The sequence below is a fragment of the Providencia manganoxydans genome (assembly GCF_016618195.1).
GTDB classification, from domain to species: Bacteria; Pseudomonadota; Gammaproteobacteria; order Enterobacterales; family Enterobacteriaceae; genus Providencia; species Providencia manganoxydans.
Map to the genome: position 1 here is coordinate 2,865,481 of NZ_CP067099.1, position 24,118 is coordinate 2,889,598.

A 24,118-nucleotide genomic window follows, 5' to 3' on the forward strand; every position below is an offset into this window, starting at 1 on the left:
CAATATGAACGATGAATTACTCATACTGCTAGAGCAGCAACTAGCACATTTGCAATCACTACAGATAGTGATGAAAAATGAGGAGTTGCTGTTAGGCTATCACCGTGTTCCACCGTCTCCTTTCCAAGAAACCACGGAACAAAAGCGCTATTTGGTTGCCGCGATTAGCCACGGTGAAACAAACCGCCTACGTTTAGAGCAAGAGAGCAACATTTCAGCACCTTACGAAGACTTCCCTGCTCTACAAAGTCTTTGGGGAGCGATCAAAGCGCTAACAACAGAGTTAAAAGAGCTCAATTATCGCAACCATCAAATGTTGCAATTACACATTGAACTCAATAGCCAACGCCTCGCTTTCGCCAAAAAACATAATAATCAATCGACATATGGTGCTGATGGGTTAGAGCAAAAACGCCCTGTGTTAGGTAAAAAGATCTCGATTTAATCAAGTTTCTCCCAAAACTTACCTTTTATAGTACAGGCTGTTTTGCGTATCGCTTACCCTATACTGATAAATAATGCAGGGGGAATATGCCCATTATACTTCAAGTTGCAGAGGTGTTGATGTTTGCTCTTGGTCAATCATAACAATATGGTATTGTTCAATAAGACATTTGAAAAACATTCGAGGCAAGTTCGACACTGCTACTCGATGCCTTTCGGCAAATGAACGCCATACTTTAATTTAAGTACAGCACTCATGATTAAATACAATATCCTTCCTAAACTTCAATTCAACTAGATTAACTGTTTCAGGATTATCCCCGGTAGTCACCATGCGATACTGATGTTTATTATTTAACTTCAGCAATCGATAACTATCAGGGACAGCAAAATGATCTATTTGAAAAGGACTTATTCCTCTTTCGATAAATGACACTGTGTTCTATATTTTTCGATAATACTTTTAATTTAATATTAAAATCAGTATTTGGAATTAGTCTTAGCATGGTTGAGCATACCTGAAGTTCAAGTTTTATGCTCATTTTGCCCCACCTCATGGACAATGAATAAACACAATATACATTAGTTCATCAAGGGCTCTAAATCTCAATCAATCTCAAGTTAATTGGGTCGATTAGCTACCACTAATCATTGATGTCATACGAATTTTACGGCGATCATTCAGTTCAAGATTCGACATGACGACCAATTGAGGTAAGCTTCTGCGCAAAAAGCGAGATAAGATCAAACGTAGACCATGGTTAACTAATAACACGGTTGGTGCCCCCATTGCTTCTTGATGTCGAATGGCATCTTCAGCTTGGGTTTGTATAAATTGAGCAAGATTAGGTTCTAACCCTCCACCATTTTTAGCGGCTTGTAATAAAATTTGTTCCAAATTTGCATCAAGTCCAATCACTTGAATTTCATCTGCATTACCAAACCACTGTTGTGTAATTGCTCTGCCCAAAGCAATACGTACTTGAGATGTCAGATAATCGGTATCTTTTTGTTCACCGTTTTCTCCTGCCATTTCAGCGAGTGTTTCAATAATGGTACGCATATCGCGGATCACCACATCTTCCATGAGCAAATTCTGTAATACGCGATGTAAAATGGTTAATGAAATCGTATCTGGTATCAAATCATCAGCTAATTTAGGCATTTCTTTTTTCACTCGCTCATACAGCTGTTGTGCTTCTTGGCGACCAAATAGCGTACTTGAATTTTGCAGCAAGATTTGATTGAAATGCGTTGCGACTGCGGTACTCGCTGAAACCACGGTATAACCTTGAATTTGTGCTTGCTCACGTAAATCATCATCAATCCAAACCGCTGGTAGGCCAAATGCAGGCTCTTTTGTGGCATCACCTTGCAATGTTCCAGCAGCATTACCAGGATCAATTGCAAGACTTCTTCCCGGTTGAGCTTCACCACGCCCAACTTCAGCACCTTTTATAAGTATCCGATATTCGCATGGCGATAACTCTAAATTATCGCAAATATGGACAACGGGTGGCAGATACCCTACTTCTTGAGCAAATTTTTTCCGCAGCCCGCGTAAACGCCCTAATAGCTCGCCTTGTTGATCGTTATCAACCAGTGGGATCAAACGATAGCCTACTTCCATAGCCAGTAAATCTTCCAACTGCACATCGTCCCAAGTTGCCTCCATCACTTTATTGGCTTCTTGAACTTGTTTTAGTTGGCCATCTTCTGATTTCTGTTCTGGTTGTTTGGACTTTTTGACCAAATACCAACCTAAACCGGCTAATGCAGCGGTAAAAAGTAAGAAAACAAAGTTAGGCATGCCCGGTATCAGGCCAATCAGCCCTAAAACCCCTGCACTTAGCCACATCACTCGTGGGTTATTAAACAGTTGGGTAACCATCTGCTCACCCACATCTTCATCCGTTGCAACCCGAGTAACAATAACCCCTGCTGCGGTTGAAATGATTAACGCGGGGATCTGTGCCACGAGCCCATCACCAATAGTCAGCAAGGTATAAGCACTCGTTGCATCACCGAGTGTCATATGATGCTGACCAACACCAATAATCAAACCACCTACCACGTTGATCACCATAATCATGATCCCCGCGATAGCATCACCACGGACAAATTTACTTGCACCGTCCATTGAGCCATAAAAATCGGCCTCTTGGGTTACCTCAGATCGGCGTTTTTTGGCTTCTTCATCATTAATGATCCCTGCATTCAAGTCAGCATCAATCGCCATTTGCTTACCGGGCATTCCATCTAGCACAAAGCGAGCGCCTACCTCAGCAATACGCCCCGCTCCCTTAGTGATAACCATGAAGTTAATCAAAACTAAGATAATAAAAACCACAATACCAATAGCAAAATTACCACCAACTAAGAAATGCCCAAAGGCTTCAACAACCCGACCCGCTGCATCTGGGCCTGTATGACCATCAAGCAAAATGATCCGCGTTGAAGCGATATTCAGTGATAAGCGTAATAATGTCGCAAATAGCAGGATCGTAGGAAAAGCGGCAAAATCGAGGGTACGTTTAGTAAACATGGCGACTAATAGCACCATGATGGATAACGCAATATTAAAAGTAAATAATAAGTCTAAAATAAAAGCCGGTAATGGCAAGACCATCATTGATAAGATCAATAAGATGAGAACTGGCCCAGCCAAAATTTGCCATTGCGTGCCCTGTAACGTTTTCGGCAATTTTAATAATGCAGCCAAATTAGCCATCGCGATTGTTTTCTCCAACAAAGTCCAGCGCCGGTGGTACTGGTAAATTTTTCGGTCTTCTTGGTTTTAATCCACCTTCACGTCGCCAACGACGCAATTGGTAAACCCATGCTAAAACTTCTGCTACTGCTGCATAGAGTGCAACAGGAATGCTTTGCCCTATCTCTGCATGACGATACAAAGCACGTGCAAGTGGTGGTGCTTCAAGCTGCAAAATCCGATGCTCTTGGCCAATTTCCTTAATACGCTGTGCTAGTACCCCAGCTCCTTTTGCTAACACTTTAGGTGCCCCCATATTTTTGTCGTCATACTTTAATGCAACAGCATAATGGGTTGGGTTAGTGACAATAACATCTGCTTGTGGGACATCTGCCATCATTCGGTTACGCGCAATGGCGCGCTGCTGCTGACGAATTTTCGCTTTTATCTGTGGGTCACCTTCTTGCTGTTTGAACTCATCTTTAATTTCTTGGCGGCTCATGCGCAACTTCTTCAGATGTGAGCGAAATTGATAAAAAACATCAAAAGCCACCATTGGGATCAGTAAAAATACAATCAAGTAACCTGCAAAAATCACTTTATGCATCGCATTGCCTAGGGCTGTCACCGGTGATTCAGTAACTAGGTGTAACAATGATGGCCAGTTTTGCCATAAGAAAATGGCAGCACCTAGCCCAACAAATAACGACTTCAGTATTGCCTTAAATAGCTCTGAAAGCGCATTCATTGAAAAAATGCGTTTTAATCCTGAAATTGGATTAAGTTTTTTCAAATCAAACTTAATGGATTTGCTATTAAAGGCTAATCCCCCTACCAATGATGATGCAGAGATCCCAACCAGCGCTAACCCACCAATCACAGGGAATAAAGCAAATAATGCTTCACTCACTACTCGTCCTAAGTAACTCAACATCAATCCAGTATTTTGAATATAGTGGCCATCAAAAATAAAACCTTGGCGGAAAATTTGCCGTAACTCATCAGCAAGATGCCCCCCACTCAGCCATAGCAAGCTAATACCCGCTAACATCATCATCAACGAACTCAGCTCTTTGGAGCGAACAATCTGCCCGTCGTCTTTTGCTTTTTGTTTTTTATGAGGCGTGGGCTCTTCTGTTTTTTCTACATCACTTTCATCAGACACGCCGTTTCCTTGTTCGTCAGCAGATGACAATTTTGGTCTATAGCATGACAGAGTGTAAAAAAATCAATGCTGGAAAATAGATAAGGTTCGCAAGGGTTATTTGCCAATTGAGCAAAACAACATCAGTATTGCGAGTGGCTACGCAAATCGAAAAACAGTAATGCAAAAGAGCTGAAAAACAGCAAAATGGAAGGTTAAAGTCTAACGTAAGCAACAGGCCATGCTATATTACACGGGTAAATACACATGTAATCTGAGGCGATTATGAGTACGGTTGCAAATAGAATGAAAAAAACGGTAAGCGTCACCGTTGCTCCTGAACTGTATCAGCAAGCAAGAAACGCTAACTTAAACTTTTCAGCCATTTTAACTAAGGCATTGATTATGGAGTTGAAAAAAGTAAAAGCACTGGAGTGGAAACAAGCAAACACGGCGGGTTTTGATGAACTCAATCGTATCAATGATGAATACGGATTACTGTCGGACAAATACAAGGAGTTTTAATGCAATTTAATCTCTATCAAAACCGTGAAAATAGCCATTCCCCATATTTACTTGATATACAAAGCGACCTCATTGATAGGCTTAATACTCCGCTAGTCATTCCGTTGTTTGATAGAAGTTTAGTTCGTCACGCATTACCTGTACGGCTGAACCCAACGCTGTTAGTCGAGGGTCGCCCCTATGTATTAATGACGCATCAGATGGCATCAGTACCTCATTCGTTACTTGATAAAATGGTTGCAGATTTTACAGATCAAAGAGATGACATAAAAAAAGCCATTGACCTACTTATAGATGGTTTTTAAGAGAGCTGAAGATCCCATAACCCATCATATACGTTAACGATTATTTACTGATAACGATAAGGTTGTGCTTTTTTTATGTTAATTTTAATGAAGTGCGCCCCCTCGCAGCACCTATGCAAGGGGATATGCTATTTAAAAGCCTAATTCATCTAATAAATCATCAACTTGAGATTGTGAAGCCATAACATTCACGCCTTCTTTATTGATTTGAGGTCCATTCAGCAAACTGTCATTTTGTTGTTTCACCCGCATTTCTGGCGGCGTATTTTCCATTAACAAAGCCAATAACTGTTTTTCAGCTTCTTCAACCACTTCCATCATTTTCTTAATCACTTGGCCAGTGAGATCCTGAAAGTCTTGAGCCATCATGATTTCTAGCAATTCCGCCTTAGTAGTATTGCTATCATCAATAACTTGACTAAGAAAAGCTTGCGTAGATTGATGTAATTCAGGTGTAATTTTCTCGCTATTGACGTTTTTCCATTGTAGCTGCAATGCCGTTGCATCCGCATGCATTTTTACCTGAAGTGGCTTCATAACATCAATACCATTTAAGGTTTTTTCTGCCGCCTGAGCCGTCATTTGCGCGATATAACGTAAGCGATCTTTACCATCAGGGATGCTTGCCACAGCCTGTTGAACACTTTTTTCAAGGCCCAGTTCACGCATACTTTCGCGTAGCGTTCTCATCAAGGTACCAATTCGAGTAATGACTTGCTTAAGGTCTTCATTACCCGAATTGTTCGCCGTTAATGTTTGTTCAGTCATCACACTCTCCTAGACAGGTGCGTTTATTGCAGCCCCATCTTTTCAAAAACTTTATTTAATTTTTCTTCTAATATCGCCGCAGTAAATGGTTTCACCACATAGCCACTTGCCCCTGCTTGCGCGGCAGCAATAATGTTTTCTTTTTTTGCTTCAGCCGTTACCATCAAAACTGGAATGTGTTTTAGCGCTTCATCACCACGAATAGTTTTTAATAATTCTAATCCATCCATATTTGGCATATTCCAATCGGCAACCACAAAATCAATGTGACCAGCACGAATTTTTTCTAATGCATCGACCCCATCTTCTGCTTCTTCTATTTTGTTAAAGCCTAATTCTTTTAATAAATTACGAACAATACGTCGCATAGTAGAAAAATCATCCACAACTAAAAAACTCAGATCTTTAGCGGCCATAACCACTCCTTCAAAAAGACAATAATAAATTCTGTAGCCGCTATGCAGATACAGTTGAAAGTCGAGCCAAAACACTTGGGGCAATTTTGGCAATATCTTGCACTTCATCTACCGCATTCAATTCGATCGCGGCTCGTGGCATACCAAATACCACACAGCTACTTTCGTTTTGTGCATAAGTCACCGCACCCTGTTGGCGCAGATTAAGCATGCCTTTTGCGCCATCCATTCCCATACCCGTCAATAAAATACCTACACATTTGCGCCCTACACATTTGGCAACAGAGTCAAACAAGACATCTACTGAAGGGCGATGACGGTTTACAGGCTCTGTTTGCTGCAAGCGAATGTGGTAACCATGTCCGTTATCAATAACCAACATATGTGAATCACCGGGAGCTATATAAGCAAAACCTTTTTGTAAAGGCTCATTGTGCTCCGCTTCTTTCACTGTGAGAGCACACAGCTTATTGAGCCGCTCAGCAAAAGAACGAGTGAAGCCTGCTGGCATATGTTGGGTGATCACAATCGGTGGGCATTCGGACGGTAGCATTTCTAATAATTGACGTATCGCTTCCGTTCCTCCAGTTGAGGCACCAACAGCAATCACTCGGCTATGACAAACATAAGATGAAAGTGGCTTCGCCAACTTCGCTGGCTCATTAGCCGTTTTATCATTACGTACAAAACGACTACGACGAGTGATCTTCGACATCGCTGCGGCACGGATCTTTTCACCAATCACATCACGGTAACTCATCATTGTTTCGCGAATACCAATTTGTGGCTTAGTCACAAAATCAACCGCACCTAGCTCTAATGCTTTTAAAGTGACTTCAGATCCTTTAGAAGTAAGCGTAGAAACCATCACAACAGGTAAAGGATGTAACCGCATTAATTTTTCTAAAAAATCAATGCCATCCATACGTGGCATTTCCACATCCAAAGTGATCACATCTGGTTCATGTTGCTTGATTAAATCGCGCGCGACATAAGGGTCAGGTGCTGTGTCAACAACCATCATATCGTTATGACTATTAATAATTTCACGCATGATTTGGCGCATCAGCGCTGAATCATCAACACAAAGCACTTTAATTTTTTCCATCACCATCACCCCTTCCTCGTCGGTTGTAGGCTATAGACAGTCTGTCCTTTAATTACAAAATGTTGTGATAATTGTGATAAATTTTCTGAGTGGCCAATAAACAGTAAACCATCAGGTTTAAGCAATGGAGCAAACCGCTCTAATAGTTTGATTTGCATGTCTTTATCAAAATAGATCATGACATTGCGACAAAAAATAGCATCGAAACGATGTTGAAGCTGCCAGTCACCATCCGTTAGGTTTAAAAATCTAAATTCGATCATATCTCTAAGTGATTGTTTTACACGGGCATAGCCTTCAAAATCACCCACTCCTTTCATAAAGTAGCGCTGGCGCTGAATTGCCGTTAGATTTTTTAGCTCTTCAATTCGATAAATACCTGTCTTCGCTTTATCAAGTACTTCGGTATCAATGTCGCTTGCAATAATTTTTGCATTCATCGCTTGTGCGCCAAGCACATCACTTAATGTCATCGCAATAGAGTAAGGCTCTTCACCGGTCGAAGAAGCAGCGCACCAGATGTTGATATTGCTATTTTTACGAGCACGAACAAACTCACTCAACGTCACAAAATGGTGCGGCTCCCGAAAAAATGCAGTCAAATTAGTTGTTAGTGCATTGACAAAAGCTTGCCACTCCGGATGTAAAGGTTCACGTTCAAGTAGGCGTAAATACTCAGCAAAATTATTAACCTTACAGTCACGTAACCGTTTGAGCAGCCTGTTGTACACCATGTTTTTCTTATTCATGGTAAGAACGATGCCCGACTTTTTGTGGATAAACCGACAAACCCGACCAAATTCTTCATCGGTCAATGGTTCTACTTGTGGTGAAAAAAGCATCGTACCTTGTCCTATTTGATAGAAACCCAAAAGCAGCCGATAGCCGACTGCTTAATGGCTAACTCCAGCAATAATCATTAATTAACACGAACACTTTTCGATTCCGATATGTCAAAAAAGGCGACCGTATCGACTAAATTATTGGCTTGATCTTCTAATGCAGCCGTCGCACTTGTTGACTGCTCAACTAAGGCAGCATTTTGTTGTGTGACGAGATCCATCTGACTCACCGCAGTAGCAACCTGCTCAATGCCGCGGCTTTGTTCATTCGATGCAGAAGCAATATTTCCCATTAGTTCAGTGACTTGATTAACTGCGGCCACCAATTCATTCATTGTTTGTCCTGCTTCATTCACCAACTGAGAGCCTTGATTAACACGACCAACCGATTCATCAATCAATGTTTTGATCTCTTTTGCCGCTTCCGCACTCCGTTGTGCTAAGGCACGAACTTCCCCCGCAACAACGGAGAATCCACGCCCTTGTTCACCAGCGCGTGCAGCTTCTACGGCAGCATTCAATGCCAAAATATTTGTTTGGAAGGCAATACCATCAATCACACTAATAATTGCACTGATTTTTTGCGAGCTATGGGAAATCGCGGTCATCGTGTCAATCACATCAACGGTGATGTCCCCCCCTTTTGTTGCTGTTTTAGATGCAGATATCGCTAATTCACTTGCTTGACGTGCGTTATCCGCATTTTGCTTCACGGTTGCTGTTAGCTCTTCCATACTTGCAGCAGTCTCTTCTAATGAAGCGGCTTGCTGCTCAGTACGAGATGATAAGTTGTTATTACCCAAAGCAATTTCGCGAATACCGGTATACATTTGATCCGTATTGGTCCTCAGAGTGGTCACTGAAGTGGCCAGTGACGCTTGCATTAATTTTAACTGTTCAAAAACTTCACCAATTTCATCACGAGAGGTAACACGAATATCTTGATTCAATTTCCCTTGAGCCAATCTCATAAAATGATCACTCATGCTAATGAGAGGATAAATCACTTTACGCTTCATCCAAAAGTGCGCGAAACCAGAGACAGCTAAAATGGTGAATGTCACAGCAAAAAACATAATCCAAGCAATTTTGTTATAAAAATTGGCAGAATCGAGGGAGTTTTGGCTATCTGTGGTTAAAATATCCATATACTCATCAAGTGCTTTTGCCATTTGCTCTTGGTGTTGTTGAGCAGGTAATGCCACATAGCCTGGAATATCATTGTTATCAATCAATGCTCTAAGCTGTTTTAAAATAACCACAAACGCTTGATACTTTTCTTCAATCGCAGCTAAGTTTTCTTGCTCACTTAACAATGGTTGAGCTTTAAATTGTTCATAATCGCCAGCTGATTGACGTAAAAACTCATCAAAAGCCTCTTTAGCTTGTTCAATACTGGTGGCATCTGAATTAACTTTGATGTGCACCACTATTTGAGTGAGTGTGCTACGTGCCTGCATGAGATCTTCATAGGTTTTTTCCAGTAAATCACGCTTTTTAGAACCAAGATCTATGCGCTCTAAAGAAGAAAGCTCACTCGACACGATCCCTAATGACAGGGCGCTCGATAGAATTTGCATTCCACAAAACATCACAAGGAGCAGATATAAACTGACTGAAATTCGAATACTCTTCATTTTTTATCCCCACATATGCCAGCTAGAACTTCTATGCTCTGCTGTCACTCTCGCAGTACGCACAGAAACGCTGCCAACGATAAAACGTGGCCGCGTTGGTCTGAGTTTTTAGAAAGTTTCCCAATTGTCATCATCTTGGTGATCCTTCGATGATATTTTTTTCAGATCTGGCGTTTTGACGATATTTGAAATCGTTCTTGCCGCAGGCTCCGTCATTCGTAAATCTTTTTGTTTCATCGCAGGTAAGCGAAAAATAGCAATGAGTTGCGCAAGTTTGGCTACCTGTTCTTCCAATACATTGGCGGCAACCGCTGATTGCTCAACTAATGAGGCATTTTGCTGTGTCACTTTATCCATTTCAGCAACAGCAATACTCACTTGAGAGATACCTTTGCTTTGTTCATCTGAAGCCAAAGCGATATGCGACATAATGTCTGTTACCCGAGTGACAGATTCAACAATCTTAGTCATTGTTTCACCTGCATCTTCTGCTTGGCGAGCTCCGGTATCAGTTCTTGAAACAGAATCTTCAATCAGGGTTTTTATTTCTTTGGCTGCATTCGCACTACGTTGGGCTAAGTTACGCACCTCATCAGCAACTACAGCAAAACCACGACCATGTTCCCCTGCTCTTGCTGCTTCAACGGCTGCGTTGAGTGCTAATATATTGGTTTGGAAAGCAATGCTATCGATGACCGCAGTGATATCTGAAATTTTTTGCGAACTATCTGCGATATTCAACATAGTATTCACTACGTTAGAGACCACTTTTCCGCCTTCTTTAGCAATTGCAGAGGCTTGGCTAGCAAATTCACTCGCTTGATGTGCATATTCTGTGTTCTGCTTAACTGTGGCAGTCAGCTCACTCATACTCGCCGCCGTTTCTTCTAAACACGCGACTTGCTCTTGAGTACGTGCGGAGAGATCATTATTACCCGCAGCAATTTCACTCGTACCTTGATAGATAGTTTCACTACCATCTCGCACACCGCGAACAGTATTAATCAACTCTTGCTGCATATGTTCAACACCACGAGCCAGCTCACCAATTTCGTTGGTGGACTTTGTATCAACTGTCGGGGTTAAATCACCAGCAGCAAAAACATTAATACGCTGAATTAATAGCCCTAATGGCTCAATAATACCTTTACGAACATAGCGGTAACTCAGGAAACCGATCAGTGCCAATATGATAGACAAGACAATAATTAAATATAAAGACTGGCGATAATTGGCATCTGCACGTTGCACTTCACTCTGAAAATCAGATGAGATATCAGCAAAATAAGCATTAAATTGCTCTTCAAATTGAATTTGATGTCCAGATGTACGATGTGCGTAGAATTTATCAAGCTGCCCTTTTTGCGCATATTCGCCTAGTTGAACTAGCGCATTGCGGTAGGTTTCGTAAGTTAAAAACAACTGCTCAAACTTTGCTTTATCATAGCTAGTCTCTTCCACTAGCTTGTTATAGCGTTGATAAGCTGAATCAGCAGCTTTAAAATTACGAGCTGCTGCTTTAATTAAATCATCTGCATTAGCATCATCTTGATAATCGCGACCTTCTAATAGCAAAGCGTTCACGGATCGATTTAGATTAGCGCGTGCTTGCAATAAATTAACCCAACTTTCCGTTAATAGTTGCCTCTGGCGTTGAAGTGAATTCAAATAATTAATGCTGTCGCTATTATCCCCCAGCTTATTAAACATCAATCCACTGGATATTAATTGCAACAGAATAAAGATAAAAATAACGGACAAAAGTCCTGATACGATTTTAATTCGACTGTGCATGAGGTTGTACTGACATAATGTTATTGTTATTTTGATATCGGTCTCATGGCTAAAAACTTTAGCCATGATGAGTGGAATATTTGTGCGGCGAATTCTTTTATCGCGACTCAATTAATATACAAATGAATGAAGTAGGCCATGCGGACACGGCCTACCTCACAAGTGAATGTTATTACTAATATTTACCGTTATACCTAACACAATATTAAAGCTTTAACTGCATCATTTTACGTAAGTTCTTATTCTGTCATACTATCAATGAGCGCCATTTCATCACTGGTTAATAATTTTTCAATATCAACAAGGATCAGCATCCGTTCGCCTACGGTTCCAAGACCCGTTAAATATTGTGTGGATAAAGTTACGGCAAAATCAGGCGGTGCTGCGATTTGTTCTTCATTTAAAACCAGCACATCAGAAACACCATCAACTACTATTCCCACAACTCTATCTTTTAAATTTACAACAATAACCACCGTATTATCGTTATAAGTGATATTTTGATGGGAGAATTTTACTCGTAAATCAATAATTGGAATGATCACGCCTCTTAAATTCGTCACGCCTTTAATAAAATCCGGCGTATTGGCAATCCGAGTGACTTGTTCATAGCCTCGAATTTCCTGCACTTTTAAGATCTCAATACCATACTCTTCTTCACCTAAAGTAAAAATAAGGTAACCTTCTCCATTTTTTTCTTCTTCCAGTTTATTTAAATCATCATCCAACATTGACATGGTGTTTAGCCTCTATTTAGTGCATAACGGGTTGTGCACTTTGCTGCTTTTTTTTAAGCAAAATGCTGTTGTTCATTTTTTGTAACTCTGCAACATCTAAAATAAGCGCAACAGAACCATCGCCCATGATCGTGGCAGCCGAAATACCCGGAATTTTGCGGTAATTACTTTCAATATTTTTCACAACCACTTGCTGCTGCCCAACTAATTTATCCACCAGCAATGCAAAGCGATGCCCTGCATGCTGAATAATCAGCACAATGCTGTTGGATAAATCTGACTCTGCGCCTTTGATACTAAAGACTTGATGTAATTCAACTAATGGAAGGTACTCACCACGAACTAATAACATTTTTTCTTCGCCAGCAAGACGATATATATCTTCTTGGCGTGGTTGTAATGTACTGATAATTGCACTGAGTGGAACAATAAATACATCATCCGAAACTTTTACTGACATACCATCAAGTATTGCTAAGGTCAGAGGTAACAAAATACGAATAATAGTTCCTTTACCCTCGGTAAAACCTATTTGTATACGCCCGCCCATGTCTTGAATGTTACGTTTAACCACATCCATGCCTACGCCACGGCCAGAAACATCAGTGATAACTTCAGCTGTAGAAAAACCAGGCGCCATAATCAACATCGCAATCTCTTCATTGCTCATTCCATCATGGACACTCATTCCTTGGGAACGTGCTTTGGCGAGAATGCGTTCGCGATTTAATCCTGCACCATCATCACGTACTTCAATACAGATGTTGCCACTTTGATGTGAAGCAGAGAGAGTTAATGTCCCTGTTTCAGGTTTGCCGTTTGCTATTCTCACTTCTGGTTTTTCAATACCATGATCAAGACTATTGCGAACAAGGTGGTTAAGCGGATCGACAATCCGTTCAATTAAGCTTTTATCAAGCTCCGTCGCACTTCCCTCCACTTTGAGCTCAATTTTTTTATTCAGCTTTGTGGCTATATCACGCACCATTCGAGGGAAACGGCTAAATACATAATCCATCGGCATCATGCGAATCGACATCACTGACTCTTGCAGTGCTCGTGAATTACGTTCTAATTGGACAATGGAACTTAATAAATCGCTATACTCATTATGATCCAATTGCTGACTATGTTGCGTCAACATCGATTGAATAATGACTAATTCGCCCACTAAGTTAATAAGCTGATCAACTTTTTCAACGGCAACTCGAATGCTACTTGAATCATTTTTTGTTTTTGCTGGCGCAGTCTTACGTGGAGTAGTCGATGCTTCCTTACTGGCTGTGCTTGCTATTTTATTAACTTCAAGCTCCGCAGCTTGTTCGCTTTTCACCTCATCAGAACCTACATTATTTGAAGATGGTAAATAAGCTAAGCAAGTTTGTGCATCCACCCTCTGATGGGTAATTTGTGATCCATCAACCACAAAACACAGAACCCCACAAATATCGTCAATAGTGGTATTCGTGCCAAGCCATGCAACTAGACTGTCTTCTGTTTTTTGGGTGTGATACAAAGAACCGAATAAGGCCAACTCATCCGTAAGTAAATCCACTTCATTCGCTTTTAATTGAGTCAATGTGATGATGACATAATATGAATAATCATCAGCTATCGCGGCAACTGTCTCGGCTTGCATAGACTGCGGTAATGGAAGCTCCTGACTTATCACCTCTTCTGCTGTTTGTTCAACTCGCCCAAGGACTTCGCAAATACGTTTAAAAGTCTCTTCATCGGGTAATGAGTCATTTTTATAAGCCTCTAATTGCGAAGCCATAACATCTTTGGCATCCAGAAAAACATCAATGATATCAGGCGTGAGAGTCAATTCATCATGGCGTGCTTTATCAAGTAAATTTTCCAATGTATGAGTCGTGTTTTGCAACTGTGTGAAACCAAACGTCGCAGCACCACCTTTTATTGAATGTGCACTGCGAAAAATCGCATTGAGCTGTTCGCTATCAGGATCAAAAGGGTCGAGCTCAAGCAAATGTTGTTCCATATCCCTAAGTAGCTCATCAGCTTCATCGAAAAACGTTTGATAAAACTCGGTAATATCCATGGTTTTCATCCAATTTAGCTTAGGTTTCACTTAATGCTGTATACCCATTTCGAGGCATACAATGACAATCAGTTTGTTAACATTGATAACGGCGCTGAGTTTTATTCCTCATCCGCGGTTTTCTTATCATCAACTGGCGCTACATCCACTTGTTGTAGCGATTTTTTCAATACATCATTTAAAGGAGTCGCCCCCTCGTATTCATGCAGGATTTGTGCAGTTTCCGTATCATTTAATACAATGATGCTAATACGGCGGTTAATTGGCGCTAATCCATTGTTTTTATCGAGATGAATACTTGATGCCATCCCCACCACACGCAAAATTTTGTCTTGATTTAATCCACCTGCAATTAATTCTCTTCGAGAAGCATTAGCTCTATCTGCTGATAATTCCCAATTGTTATAATTGGCACTATTGGCATAAGGCAAATCATCGGTATGACCAGAAATACTGATCCGATTAGGAACATCATTAAGCAGAGGTGCTATCGCTCGTAAAATATCGCGCATATAGGGTTCAACATGAGCCGACCCCACCATGAACATAGGACGATTTTCACTATCAACAATTTGGATACGTAAACCATCATCAATCATGTCGATTAACAAATGAGGTTTTAATTCATTGAGACGCGGATCTTTAAGAATGGCTTGTTCAAGAGATTGCTTTAATTTTTCAAAGCGATAATTTGCCGCATCCTCAATTTTATTATTTGGTTCAGGCAAAATATCGCCCTCACGAAAGACAATATCCTTCCCTCCACCAGGAATTGGGTTGGTGGCGTCACCACTTTTTTTACCTGAATTAATAGCCGTTTTTAATGGTGTACGAAAATATTCTGCTATCTGAGTTAACTCTTGTGGACTGGATATCGAAATCAACCACATAACCAAAAAGAACGCCATCATCGCCGTCATAAAATCCGCATAGGCAATTTTCCAAGAACCACCATGTCCATTTTGATGATTACTAACCCGTTTTTTAACACGAATAATATGGGCGTTATTTGCTCTCATGGATTAATTACTCCTCGTTCTGTGTTTGTGAGCGATTACCCACTTTCACTTCGCGAACTTTATCTTCTAACTCAGTAAAAGAAGGACGATCGACGCTGTACAGAACCTTACGTCCAAACTCAACCGCAATTTGTGGTGCATATCCCTGCAATGCCGAAAGAAAAGTAACTTTGATACATTCCATCATTTTTAGTTGTTCACTACTGCGTAAGCGGATCAAAGCCGCCAAAGGTAAAATGAACCCATAAGCCACTAAAATTCCGAGAAAAGTTCCCACCATCGCATGAGCAATTAATGCGCCAAGCTCACCAGCAGGCCTATCTGCGGAGCCTAATGCATTAACAACCCCTAATACGGCGGCAACAATACCAAATGCAGGCATAGAATCACCGACCATTTGTAAACCAGATGCTGGCACCTCGCTCTCTTGACGAAAGGTTTCTAGCTCTTCATCCATCAACGCTTCAATTTCATGGCTTTGTAAGTTACTGGTTACCATTAAGCGCAAATAATCAACAATAAACATAGTTGTGGTTTTATCTTTTAATACGCGAGGATATTGAGAAAAAATTTCACTTTCTTGAGGGTTTTCAATGTCTTTTTCAAGGGCCAACAAGCCCTCTTGGCGTGATTTATTTAATAACTGAAAGAGCAGTGCCATAAGATCCATGGACATTGCTTTGTTATAAGAGGAACGACGAAATAACAGTGGTAACACTTTAATTAACGCTAAAATCGATTTTCCACTGTTACCAACAACGAATGCACCTAGGCCTGCCCCTAAAATAATAACGAATTCAGCAGGTTGATAAAGTGCCCCTAGATGGCCACCTACCATTAAATAACCGCCAATAACGGTAGCTGTAACAATGATATAACCGATGAGTATTAACACAATATTCCCTTCAACTCAGTTAGATAACAGATGGCAGTCAAAGGGAATTATTGGGAATAACAGGCACATACGTTACCTGTTTATACTCGTTATATTTTAAGTTGTAGAATAACTCTAACGAATGGTTGATAGTGTCCAATTGGGCTAGCTACCGTGATTTCACTGCATTTTGCAGTCATTCCCTACTCGCTTACCTACAGCTCAAATTATTAAGAGTATACCGAATTAATCCAATCACATTACCGCTTTGGTAATGCCACCCTGTCGATATAGCGTAATATCGGCGGGATGTTCGGAAAGTTTACGTTTTTTTATTGCCCGTGATGGCGGCTGACACAAACTACAGGTAAAACTGTTTTCTGGTATATGTGCATAAGTGATAAAAGACCCATTACAACAGCTACATACAGAGCTTTGCAACATGCCACTTTCAACAAAACGAACTAGCGTCCATGCACGAGTCAAAGCTAATAGAGGTTCTTCTTCTGATGATGGCATGCACTGTTCTAAATACAAGCGATAGGCTTTTAAAATAGCATCAACGCCTTTGCAGTGACCTGTATTAATTAAAAATTGGTATGCATTATAAAACATGGAAGAGTGAATATTTTGTTCCCAAGTCATAAACCAATCTGTTGAAAATGGCAACATTCCCTTAGGCGGAGGGCACCCTCGTAATTCTTTATACAAACGGATCAACCGACCGCGGCTAATTTGAGTTTCACTTTCTAGCATTTGGAGACGCGCCCCTAAAGAAATTAGTTCCATCGCGAGACGGATATCACTAGCTTCTTTAACAATACTTTTTTCAGTAATGCTACTCATTATTTTCTCGCTATTTCATTTTCATTTGCCTTGTGCGTTTGCAACAAGTGGGTTGAAAGTAATATGCCTGTATGGATTTGTTGTAATTCATCGACTCTAGAATCACGAGTTAGCGTTTCTATCGTGTCACTGTTTTCGAATCTAAATTGGCAAATTAGCTGATTTGTTTCTGCTAATTTCACCAATTGGGGAAGAGAAAGATCTGCTAATGTAGTCGCCATAGATTCAGATATACCGAGTCGGAACATAGCAGACGCTTTTTCTTGAGAGATAAGTTTTTGGGCAAGCAGCAGATAAGAAAGATTAATATCGTATATATGCTTCAGAAAATCTGTTGTTGAGGTCATTTTTTTTCCTTTTTTAATATTAACTACATCTGTGTGCAAATAGAGCAAACATCGAGCTTAAATGTATTGCTTTAACCTAATTTTTAATAATAAGAAAAATATACTAGGCAACTGTTTGTATTCCCGCTTCATACAATCATGAAACGAATACCCAGTAAGAGGTATAAAATACACAAAAGTTAAAACTTAAATTAAATCTATTTCCTGAACACTCACAAACAATAAACTATCACTAAAAAGAAATATTTTAGTAAATGTCAGAATTTACTGATATCAATTTCAGTCGGCATTTATTATGCACCACAAAACTAACTATTCAAGATGCTTATGTTTCTTTTTATTTCTTTAGGCCATAATCCACAAATTCATAAACAATTCTTCATTATAACTATATCTTCTCCTTCCTTACGTCAAATAACCGCGATACATAAGATCAACTTAAATCAAATGATAGGATTTAATTAATATCTTTACGCCTATTTATTGAAAAAACAAATCAAACAACCAACCATAACCAACAAAACAGTACATTGATCCATATCAAAGAAAACTATTAAGAAAGTCCCCTCCAAAGTACTCATCAAATAGATAAGCTATAAAATCAGAATGAATTTTATCCATTTATTTTCAATAAGTTCAGTGATTAAAATGCAGTTCATTCAAAATTTCTCAATCAAAAACCGCAAAAAAAATGCCACATTCGATAATATGCATTATAAACACCACTTATTTTTTGATTAATTTTTCTTATGATTCATGAAGGGGAATGATTCTTGTTAAAACTAAATTTAACCGTCGACTACTATTCAAAAAAATGTAACCTATTTCTGCATAAAGAAGAAAATTCTTAGTATAGAAATAATGATATTTATAAAATATGTAAGACTCACTACTCTATTTAACATTTTATTTAATTATTTTTTAAAACGTATTTTCACTCTGAATGAGAATAAACAAGGTGGTATTTTTTTTAATGAAATGATCAACCTACATAGCTATACTTATTTATGCTATGACAATTATGACAAACTACTCTAAAGATGAAAAAATACTTTTTATTAATTTTAGCTGATGTTAAATATTATCGTTATCTCAAAGAAACAGAAAACTCCAACCAATATCCTATAGCAACCTATACAGAATAAATGTGAAATTTGATTTCATATTAGACACACCTTAGTGCCAGTATGTTATTATTACATTATGTTACTATCTATTTTTATTTTAACAATTTACTTGTTAACAATGGCCAGTGTAAGCAAAACCCTCTAGGTAACAACATTAATACCTAACCATTAACACCTTTCATTTCAAATTTTCATTTCAAAACCTAAGATATCGTAATGCCTTAATTTGCTGTATTTTTAAGCTAAAAAGTTAACTCCAAAAGTGTTACTAATGTCACAAAAATTTTTTTAGTTTCTGAAAGTTTTCCAATTAATTTGATATAGATTAGCTTACTATTTATTCACTCTAATGTTATCAAGTCGCTTTCGTCGTATTTAATTCACAATCCCTTCTAACTTGACTCACCAATAGCCGTAATCTTTTATGCTCCCAAACCAAAATAGCCCTCTTTTCCTTCTTTCTATTAAATCTAAGCTTAATATAAAATCAATCGATTGATTTTATTCAGGAGTAAGATTGCGTTTAGAACATTCCCTTGAAGCATATCCACTTACTAGCAAAAACAAAAAAATGATTTGATTATAATGATTTAACTGTATTACATAGCAAAAACAGCACTCAAAACATAAAAAATAACCATTTTAATATTGAAATTAATCATTTTATGACTAATAAATTAGAATATTACATCGATATGTAAAATAACTAAAATCAACACACTTTATGAGGTTGTCTATGCAAACAATAATTAAAAAAACACTGTTTCTAACTGGCTTAGCACTTATGTCATCAACAACCAATGCCGCCAGCTTAGCAACAGCCACGTTTCAAGTCTTAATGACTATAACTAGCTCGTGCCACGTAAGTGTTGGCTCCGATATGAATTTAGGCTCAGTTAGCTCCAGTACCACAAATGTGTCATCTAGCAATACTCTGAATGTTAATTGTTCAAAAAGTACTCCCTTTAATATTGGGCTGTCACCATCAGCAGCAAACAGTGGAACTGATGCAGGAGCAGGTAATTTAGCCTCTGTAAGTAATTCCTCAACGAATACCGATAAAATCCCCTATCAACTGAAGCAGACTTCAGCAACAGGTACCAACTGGGGGAATACCGCCACGTCATCAGATCCAGGTAATGGTATATCAGGTACAGGAACAGGAGCAGACCAATCTTTTACTGTATATGCCGTTGTCGCTAATGCTAATTTTACACCTGATACCTATTCAGATGTCGTCACTGTTAACGTTAACTATTAAATACAAACAGTTTGCATATATCAGGGTATCATTTTGATTAGGCGATATTCTTTATTATTATCATCTGTAAACCTGCTTGCCAGCTTATTATTTCCCCAGCTGGTCAGTGCAAGCGGTTTACAAGTTACGCCTGTAACATTAACGTTTAGTCCACAGCAAAATTCAGCAGGAATATGGCTAAGTAATAATGGACAAGAGACTATTCAGGCTCAAGTAAGAACATTTCTTTGGAGTCAGAATAATTTTAAGGACGAATTAGCACCAACAAAAGACATTATTATCAGTCCCCCCATGATAAAGCTGGCACCAAATGAGCAACAATTAGTCAGAGTCATTCGCAATAACCTAGCTTCTGGAAAGACGGAAAGATCGTACCGGCTATCAATCAATGAAATCCCAATCTCTTCCGTAAAAAATAACAAATTGCAGTTTGTTCTCCATTATTCATTACCTATTTTTGTACAACCTATAAATATGCCTCCTGCTACCGTTTTATTAGAATGGCAGCTATCTTCTAGCACCAACAACCTGATTTCACTTCAAAATAAGGGCAATACACATGCCCAAATTTCAGCTGTTAACATCCTTGATTGTAAAGGGAAGCGAACAAATATTAACCAAGGCCTATTAGGGTATGCACTAGCTAATTCCTCAATGCAGTGGAAAATAGGTTCGATAGAAATTTGTTCCGGAAAAAACAATAAATTAGAAGCTACAATTAATGGTGAACAAAAAATTTACGCCCTCTAACTCACCCTCTCACTATTTAGTAGACTTTGCCCTGCTATCTATTATTTTTTACACTTTATCCGCTCTGGCTGAACCTCGCTTATATCCAACATCGTCTGAAAATATGATCACTGACACCACACTCTTACCGGGTATAGAGCTGTATCTTGACGTGACAATCAATCAATCCCATTTTGGTATTGCTCGTTTTGGTTATAAAGATGAAAAAGTTTGGGTAAGCGCAGCAACTTTGAAACAATTACACTTTAAAGTTCCCTCTAACAATGAAAATCTCATTTGTTTAAATGATATTACCGAAATAAATTATCATTATAATTCGAACCAGCAAACGCTCTCTATTGATGCGCCACTCTCTTTGCTGGATCTTCAAGATACTACCATTAACTTAATCCCATCAGACAAAGTACAAACTAATTCATCTACTGGTGCACTCCTCAATTACGATTTATACGCAACAAAAAATATTACGACTTCACTCCGTAGCTTTTCAGAATTTCGCCTGTTTAACCAATATGGGCTTTTGAGTTCAACTCAGCAAACACAGCATAACTTAGACCATGATACGTTTAGTCAATCCCCTATACGGCTAGATACTCTTTGGCGCTCTGCTTTTTCTGATCACAATCTTGTTGTTAATGTAGGAGATACACAAACTCGATCACTCAGTTGGTCAAGATCGACTCGAATCGCAGGCATCCAGATCGGTACGGACTACTCTTTACAACCTTATATTCCGACTGCTCCCTTGGCTGCCTTTTATGGTTCAGCAACACTCCCTTCAAATGTAGAGCTCTATATTGATGGCATTAAACGTTATAGCGGTGAAGTTCCGATAGGCAACTTTACATTAAATAGTTTGCCAAATGTAAATGGTCAAGGAGACGCTCAAATTATTTTAACTGACTCTTTAGGGAGAGAATCCGTTCAAAATATTTCCTTTTATAATGACCAATCTTTACTCCGTGAGTACTTGTTTGATTGGTCAGCAGAGTTAGGTGTAGTACGAGAAAATTATGCGATAAAATCTTTTGATTACGCCAATAAACCTATTGCCAGCACAACATTACGATATGGCGTCAATAATCATCTCACCGCGAGTGCTCATGCTGAATTCATGGAAGATTTAGTGAATCTCGGTGTAGAAAGTCATTGGATCCCGCAAATAGGAGGGGGAACGGTATCATCAGCCATTGCTTTTAGCTCAAATACAGACCATTTAGGGTGGCTTTACTATGTAGGTTACCGCTGGGCAAATAATCGCTTCAACTTTGCCACTTCAATAATATCCACCTCAGCTCAATATCAAGATGTTGCAGCAAGCTATTCGTCTATGCCATTTGCCTTTAACGGTAACCTAATTGTTGGGTATAATTCTGAATATCTAGGCAGCCTTAATTTATCTTACTTTGCACTTCAATCCCATCATGACGATCCCATTCGTTATGTCGGCCTTAATTGGTATAGACCTATAAATGATAATTTATATCTGAGTGCGAGTGTCAATAAGCAACTTGATGATGATAAAGAAAGTATTCTTTATTTAACCGCTACAATGCTGCTAAATAATAATCAAAGTGTCAGCATTTCAAGCCAGCAAAGCTCCGATAGTAAAAGTTATCAAATCAATACTAATCGGACGGCTCCCTCTGAAGGCGGTCTAGGATGGAATATCACGGCAAGTAAGCAGGATAATGCAAATAACAACCAAGTTGATCTCAATTATATAACGAATAAATTCAACGTCAGTGCCGGTTTTAATAATATAAACTCTAACCATTCACGTTATCTAGGAGCAAGTGGAACACTAGCGATAATGAATGACCATATTTTTGCGTCGAAGCCTATTACGAATAGTTTCGCTGTTATTTCCGCTAATGGTTTAAGCAATATCCCTATCCGATTAGAGAATAGTACTGTTGGGGTGACCAATGATGATGGCTTGCTATTAATTCCTTCTCTTAATAGTTACCAAAAGAATATCGTAGCTCTCGATTCCACTAATTTACCTGCCAATATTCAAGTTAAACAAACAAGTATTGAGGTTGTACCTGAATATCGCGCCGGAACCTTAGTTAAATTTGACGTCATCAAAACTCACCCCGCTCTGGTGACTATTACTGATCCAAATGGCGAAATCTTACCCCAAGGCAGTCAAATTCAATTAAATGGCCAAACAAATAATCCAATTACAGTAGGCTTCGATGGAATGGCCTATTTCGAAATGCTCAATGACACTAATCAACTGTTAATTACCTACCCTAAAGGACAGTGCTATCTGAAATTAATCTATCCAAAAACTAAAGATTTGATCCCACAAATCGGCCCGTTGCGCTGTAGTCATTAATCGAATCGATTGTATATAAAAATTTTTATCCAAAACCACGTTTAATGAAAGAGTCAATACTATGTCAACTTATCGTACAGGTTACCGTCAAATTGTTTACACTTTAGTTAGCGTTATATTGCTCGGCTCGCCCTATGATAGTACGGCTTTCACTTGCTCTATTAGCAATGTTAGCACCTTAAATTTTGGTACAATCATGCCGCTCACCAATAATACCGCAATAACATCTCTTACATTTAATTATAGTTGTACCAAAGGAATAACAGATGTATTAGCTGGAGCAACACTTTGTTTAAATATAGGCGCTTCCAGTATTTCAGGCCAAGTCATATCTAGACAAATGTCAGCCTTAGGGTTAGGCAGCCCTTTAAGCTATCAAATATATCAAAATCCCAGTAATAGCCTCGTTTGGGGAAGCCAACATGTCTCAGGTAGCACCCCCGTTATGATTAGTATCAGCTTATCTCAAGTGCTAACGCCCATAACAGGTTCAGTCACTTTGTATGGCCAATTATCAGTCAATCAATCTAGTATCATACCAGGAAGCTATTTAGATACTTATACAACATTAACTGCCAGCAGCACCATCAATCTAGGCGTTTTTAGTACACCAACTACCTGTGGAGCGGTTGTTGGGCCTACTTTTCCTTTTACTGTAATGGCCACCGTAGATAAACAGTGTACTGTCTCCAGCAATGGCGATATTAATTTAGGTAGCCTAAAAAGTTCGGCTACCAATATAAATGGCAATAGTGCTATTTCGGTGACATGCACGAATACGACACCTTTTACTATCGGATTATCCCCTTCAAACAATAATTTACAAGGTGCCGGTGTGTTAAAAAGCACAACATCAACAGACCAAATTCCTTATCAACTCAGTTCTAATCCAAGTGGTTCTGTGTGGGGAAATGACTTACTCAATGTGATTACAGATACTGGTACTGGGATCGCAAAGTCTTATACTGTATATGTCACTGTACCTTCAGCCAATTTCACACCGGGTAGCTATAAAGATACCGTCACGATTAATGTAACCTATTAGTATTGATAACAGC

The 24,118-nt window shown here is 39.2% G+C and carries 21 protein-coding genes; 7 read left to right on the forward strand and 14 right to left on the reverse strand.

Annotated features, from left to right (window positions below; all coding sequences use genetic code 11):
• The first annotated feature begins 4 nt into the window (after window positions 1–4).
• Window positions 5–445, forward strand: coding sequence for a flagella synthesis protein FlgN (locus JI723_RS12875; RefSeq protein ID WP_140181607.1), 441 nt, complete (start codon window positions 5–7; stop codon window positions 443–445).
• A gap of 633 nt (window positions 446–1,078) precedes the next feature.
• Here the strand turns inward: JI723_RS12875 and flhA are convergent.
• Together flhA and flhB are read right to left on the reverse strand one after the other, a co-directional pair.
• Window positions 1,079–3,175 carry a flagellar biosynthesis protein FlhA gene (gene flhA, locus JI723_RS12880; protein WP_272579881.1) on the reverse strand — a complete coding sequence of 699 codons (2,097 nt, stop codon included), beginning with the start codon at window positions 3,173–3,175 and terminating at the stop codon, window positions 1,079–1,081.
• The gene (gene flhB, locus JI723_RS12885; protein ID WP_070926032.1) at window positions 3,168–4,319 is read right to left on the reverse strand and encodes a flagellar biosynthesis protein FlhB; all 1,152 of its coding nucleotides are present in this window, start codon (window positions 4,317–4,319) and stop codon (window positions 3,168–3,170) included. The genes flhA and flhB overlap by 8 nt, the downstream gene beginning before the upstream one ends.
• Window positions 4,320–4,583: 264 nt before the next feature.
• On the opposite strand from flhB, the gene JI723_RS12890 reads away from it, so the two are divergent.
• Both JI723_RS12890 and JI723_RS12895 read left to right on the forward strand, forming a co-directional pair.
• Window positions 4,584–4,823, forward strand: coding sequence for a type II toxin-antitoxin system CcdA family antitoxin (locus tag JI723_RS12890; protein ID WP_272579580.1), 240 nt, complete (start codon window positions 4,584–4,586; stop codon window positions 4,821–4,823).
• On the forward strand, window positions 4,823–5,128 hold the full coding sequence (locus JI723_RS12895; protein WP_337979425.1) for a CcdB family protein: 306 nt from the start codon (window positions 4,823–4,825) through the stop codon (window positions 5,126–5,128). The genes JI723_RS12890 and JI723_RS12895 overlap by 1 nt, the downstream gene beginning before the upstream one ends.
• Before the next feature lie 132 nt (window positions 5,129–5,260).
• Here JI723_RS12895 and JI723_RS12900 read toward each other — a convergent pair whose 3' ends face one another.
• The 12 genes from JI723_RS12900 to flhD all read right to left on the reverse strand — a co-directional run bounded on the left by JI723_RS12900 (window position 5,261) and on the right by flhD (window position 17,578).
• The gene (locus JI723_RS12900; protein ID WP_272579578.1) at window positions 5,261–5,896 is read right to left on the reverse strand and encodes a protein phosphatase CheZ; all 636 of its coding nucleotides are present in this window, start codon (window positions 5,894–5,896) and stop codon (window positions 5,261–5,263) included.
• Window positions 5,897–5,919: 23 nt separating this feature from the next.
• Complete coding sequence (gene cheY, locus JI723_RS12905; RefSeq protein WP_004918582.1) at window positions 5,920–6,312, reverse strand: chemotaxis response regulator CheY; 393 nt, start codon at window positions 6,310–6,312, stop codon at window positions 5,920–5,922.
• A 40-nt stretch (window positions 6,313–6,352) separates the two neighbouring features.
• Window positions 6,353–7,420, reverse strand: a complete 1,068-nt coding sequence (locus JI723_RS12910; RefSeq protein ID WP_272579577.1) for a protein-glutamate methylesterase/protein-glutamine glutaminase — start codon at window positions 7,418–7,420, stop codon at window positions 6,353–6,355.
• A 5-nt stretch (window positions 7,421–7,425) separates the two neighbouring features.
• Window positions 7,426–8,262: a CheR family methyltransferase gene (locus tag JI723_RS12915; RefSeq protein WP_272579576.1), complete on the reverse strand. Its 837-nt coding sequence runs from the start codon at window positions 8,260–8,262 to the stop codon at window positions 7,426–7,428.
• A 77-nt stretch (window positions 8,263–8,339) separates the two neighbouring features.
• On the reverse strand, window positions 8,340–9,899 hold the full coding sequence (locus tag JI723_RS12920; protein WP_139158642.1) for a methyl-accepting chemotaxis protein: 1,560 nt from the start codon (window positions 9,897–9,899) through the stop codon (window positions 8,340–8,342).
• A gap of 108 nt (window positions 9,900–10,007) precedes the next feature.
• Entirely contained in the window at window positions 10,008–11,693 is a 1,686-nt protein-coding gene (locus JI723_RS12925) for a methyl-accepting chemotaxis protein (RefSeq protein ID WP_070926142.1), read from the reverse strand.
• Between the two features lie 239 nt (window positions 11,694–11,932).
• A complete protein-coding gene (gene cheW, locus JI723_RS12930) occupies window positions 11,933–12,430 on the reverse strand; it encodes a chemotaxis protein CheW (protein WP_070926024.1) in 498 nt (165 codons plus the stop codon).
• A gap of 16 nt (window positions 12,431–12,446) precedes the next feature.
• Entirely contained in the window at window positions 12,447–14,492 is a 2,046-nt protein-coding gene (cheA, locus tag JI723_RS12935; protein ID WP_070926021.1) for a chemotaxis protein CheA, read from the reverse strand.
• Between the two features lie 101 nt (window positions 14,493–14,593).
• On the reverse strand, window positions 14,594–15,511 hold the full coding sequence (gene motB / locus JI723_RS12940; RefSeq protein WP_140187181.1) for a flagellar motor protein MotB: 918 nt from the start codon (window positions 15,509–15,511) through the stop codon (window positions 14,594–14,596).
• A 7-nt stretch (window positions 15,512–15,518) separates the two neighbouring features.
• Window positions 15,519–16,406, reverse strand: coding sequence for a flagellar motor stator protein MotA (gene motA, locus JI723_RS12945; protein WP_140181593.1), 888 nt, complete (start codon window positions 16,404–16,406; stop codon window positions 15,519–15,521).
• Between the two features lie 234 nt (window positions 16,407–16,640).
• Window positions 16,641–17,231, reverse strand: a complete 591-nt coding sequence (gene flhC / locus JI723_RS12950) for a flagellar transcriptional regulator FlhC (RefSeq protein WP_070926017.1) — start codon at window positions 17,229–17,231, stop codon at window positions 16,641–16,643.
• Window positions 17,231–17,578, reverse strand: a complete 348-nt coding sequence (gene flhD / locus JI723_RS12955) for a flagellar transcriptional regulator FlhD (protein WP_070926015.1) — start codon at window positions 17,576–17,578, stop codon at window positions 17,231–17,233. Before flhD ends, flhC begins: the two co-directional genes overlap by 1 nt.
• Window positions 17,579–19,441: 1,863 nt before the next feature.
• On the opposite strand from flhD, the gene JI723_RS12960 reads away from it, so the two are divergent.
• The 4 genes from JI723_RS12960 to JI723_RS12975 all read left to right on the forward strand — a co-directional run bounded on the left by JI723_RS12960 (window position 19,442) and on the right by JI723_RS12975 (window position 24,105).
• The gene (locus tag JI723_RS12960; protein WP_404826953.1) at window positions 19,442–19,966 is read left to right on the forward strand and encodes a Csu type fimbrial protein; all 525 of its coding nucleotides are present in this window, start codon (window positions 19,442–19,444) and stop codon (window positions 19,964–19,966) included.
• 33 nt (window positions 19,967–19,999) lie between these two features.
• Window positions 20,000–20,716 carry a fimbrial biogenesis chaperone gene (locus JI723_RS12965; protein WP_272579573.1) on the forward strand — a complete coding sequence of 239 codons (717 nt, stop codon included), beginning with the start codon at window positions 20,000–20,002 and terminating at the stop codon, window positions 20,714–20,716.
• Window positions 20,688–23,060: a fimbria/pilus outer membrane usher protein gene (locus JI723_RS12970; protein ID WP_337979426.1), complete on the forward strand. Its 2,373-nt coding sequence runs from the start codon at window positions 20,688–20,690 to the stop codon at window positions 23,058–23,060. Before JI723_RS12965 ends, JI723_RS12970 begins: the two co-directional genes overlap by 29 nt.
• A 61-nt stretch (window positions 23,061–23,121) precedes the next feature.
• Window positions 23,122–24,105, forward strand: a complete 984-nt coding sequence (locus JI723_RS12975; protein WP_272579571.1) for a Csu type fimbrial protein — start codon at window positions 23,122–23,124, stop codon at window positions 24,103–24,105.
• The last annotated feature ends 13 nt before the right edge of the window (window positions 24,106–24,118 follow it).

Excerpts from the sequence above, each read along its gene's own strand:
- JI723_RS12975 (WP_272579571.1), top strand. The coding sequence starts at position 23,122 with ATGTCAACTTATCGTACAGGTTACCGTCAAATTGTTTACACTTTAGTT.
- JI723_RS12895 (WP_337979425.1), top strand. The coding sequence starts at position 4,823 with ATGCAATTTAATCTCTATCAAAACCGTGAAAATAGCCATTCCCCATAT.
- flhA (WP_272579881.1), bottom strand. The coding sequence starts at position 3,175 with ATGGCTAATTTGGCTGCATTATTAAAATTGCCGAAAACGTTACAGGGC.
- motB (WP_140187181.1), bottom strand. The coding sequence starts at position 15,511 with ATGAGAGCAAATAACGCCCATATTATTCGTGTTAAAAAACGGGTTAGT.
- JI723_RS12920 (WP_139158642.1), bottom strand. The coding sequence starts at position 9,899 with ATGAAGAGTATTCGAATTTCAGTCAGTTTATATCTGCTCCTTGTGATG.
- JI723_RS12960 (WP_404826953.1), top strand. The coding sequence starts at position 19,442 with ATGCAAACAATAATTAAAAAAACACTGTTTCTAACTGGCTTAGCACTT.
- JI723_RS12915 (WP_272579576.1), bottom strand. The coding sequence starts at position 8,262 with ATGCTTTTTTCACCACAAGTAGAACCATTGACCGATGAAGAATTTGGT.
- flhC (WP_070926017.1), bottom strand. The coding sequence starts at position 17,231 with ATGAGTAGCATTACTGAAAAAAGTATTGTTAAAGAAGCTAGTGATATC.
- JI723_RS12900 (WP_272579578.1), bottom strand. The coding sequence starts at position 5,896 with ATGACTGAACAAACATTAACGGCGAACAATTCGGGTAATGAAGACCTT.
- cheW (WP_070926024.1), bottom strand. The coding sequence starts at position 12,430 with ATGTCAATGTTGGATGATGATTTAAATAAACTGGAAGAAGAAAAAAAT.
- cheA (WP_070926021.1), bottom strand. The coding sequence starts at position 14,492 with ATGGATATTACCGAGTTTTATCAAACGTTTTTCGATGAAGCTGATGAG.
- JI723_RS12875 (WP_140181607.1), top strand. The coding sequence starts at position 5 with ATGAACGATGAATTACTCATACTGCTAGAGCAGCAACTAGCACATTTG.
- cheY (WP_004918582.1), bottom strand. The coding sequence starts at position 6,312 with ATGGCCGCTAAAGATCTGAGTTTTTTAGTTGTGGATGATTTTTCTACT.
- JI723_RS12925 (WP_070926142.1), bottom strand. The coding sequence starts at position 11,693 with ATGCACAGTCGAATTAAAATCGTATCAGGACTTTTGTCCGTTATTTTT.
- flhD (WP_070926015.1), bottom strand. The coding sequence starts at position 17,578 with ATGACCTCAACAACAGATTTTCTGAAGCATATATACGATATTAATCTT.
- JI723_RS12890 (WP_272579580.1), top strand. The coding sequence starts at position 4,584 with ATGAGTACGGTTGCAAATAGAATGAAAAAAACGGTAAGCGTCACCGTT.
- JI723_RS12910 (WP_272579577.1), bottom strand. The coding sequence starts at position 7,420 with ATGGAAAAAATTAAAGTGCTTTGTGTTGATGATTCAGCGCTGATGCGC.
- JI723_RS12970 (WP_337979426.1), top strand. The coding sequence starts at position 20,688 with ATGGTGAACAAAAAATTTACGCCCTCTAACTCACCCTCTCACTATTTA.